The sequence below is a fragment of the Bacillus fungorum genome (assembly GCF_002746455.1).
Taxonomy (GTDB): Bacteria; Bacillota; Bacilli; order Bacillales; family Bacillaceae_G; genus Bacillus_A; species Bacillus_A fungorum.
In genome coordinates this window covers 1-1,236 of sequence record NZ_NWUW01000121.1, presented here as the reverse complement: position 1 = coordinate 1,236, position 1,236 = coordinate 1, and the positions used below count along the sequence as shown (strand labels likewise).

At 35.1% G+C, this 1,236-nt stretch carries 1 protein-coding gene and 1 pseudogene; both read right to left on the bottom strand.

Going from position 1 to position 1,236, the window contains the following annotated elements:
- Nucleotides 1-55 precede the first annotated feature (55 nt).
- Nucleotides 56-807: pseudogene (gene istB / locus CO726_RS30930) on the bottom strand (IS21-like element helper ATPase IstB).
- Nucleotides 800-1,236 (bottom strand): Mu transposase domain-containing protein (locus CO726_RS30925; protein ID WP_425427832.1); only part of this gene is annotated, 437 nt, incomplete at its 5' end. The pseudogene istB and the gene CO726_RS30925, both read right to left, overlap by 8 nt.

Here is a 1,236-nt window from a genome sequence, read left to right as displayed (position 1 = left end):
GCTGTAAATGTCAACCTAAACATGTACACTTTCGCTTGTTTAAGGATGTACAAAATCACTCATTCTCTTTGGTAAAATGATCCTTAATTCGATATGACTGTCCAACAATGCTAACGACTGTGGCGTGGTGTAACACACGATCCAGTATGGCGTTAGCTAATTTTGTATCCTGAAAAACTTCATCCCATGCTTTAAAATTGATATTGGTAGTTAAGATCGTGCTGCGCTTTTCATAGCGCATATCAATTAACTGAAAGAACAATTTCGCATCCTCCGGATCAATTGGTAAATAACCAATCTCATCGATGATAAGTAATTTATACTTCGTATAATGCTTTAAACGCGTTTCTAAACGATTCTCGATTTTCGCCCGTTTGAGATTCTGAATTAAATCATGACATTTAATAAAATAGGTACTTGTACGCTTCTTAGCCGCTGCTATACCAATAGAAGTAGCTAAATGGGACTTCCCAACCCCACTAGGTCCTAAAAAAATAATGTTTTCATGCTTCTCTAGAAAGCGTAAGGCAACAAAATCTAAAATCTGTTGCCGATTAATGCTTGGCTGAAACTCAAAATCAAATTCGTCGATTTCTTTTAGCTGAGGGAATGCCCCACCTTCACCATCGAATGAATCATATTTTTCTCACGCACATCAATTTCATAATTTGTTAGTTTCACCAAAGTTTCTACAAACGATAACTGATTACTGATGCTGAAATCGACCACTTCACCTAAATGTTGTGTCATTTGTTTTAGTTTTAAATATTCTAGGTTTTGTATTAATTGCTGATAACTATTATTCATTACTATACACCTCACCAATGGCAGATAAATTTTGTTTAGCCAAATCATCGATATTTGGATAATGAGGAATCGCTTTATTCAGCGCATCTTTATAATGTTCCTCTTTATAATTCAATTTCGATTGACTGATTTTATGCTGCACGATTAGCTCTGTGTTATAATAAACAAATAGCTGATCATCATATACTTGTAGACCGACGGTCTTTCCTTGATACTTGGCTGGAACTGAGTACTGGTTTGACTTGTAGGAAATCATGTTTGACGCATTGACTTTTACAAGTGTGTGTTTGATTCTGTAAGAATCTCTTATTGTGCTCTGTGGTAGGGGCTGTAAGAGATTCTTTTCTTGTTTTAAGGAGAACATTGGAACTTTATTTGTCCCTTGATGAAAGCTTTGATTAATTCTCGTACAAAGTTTTTGTACAAATT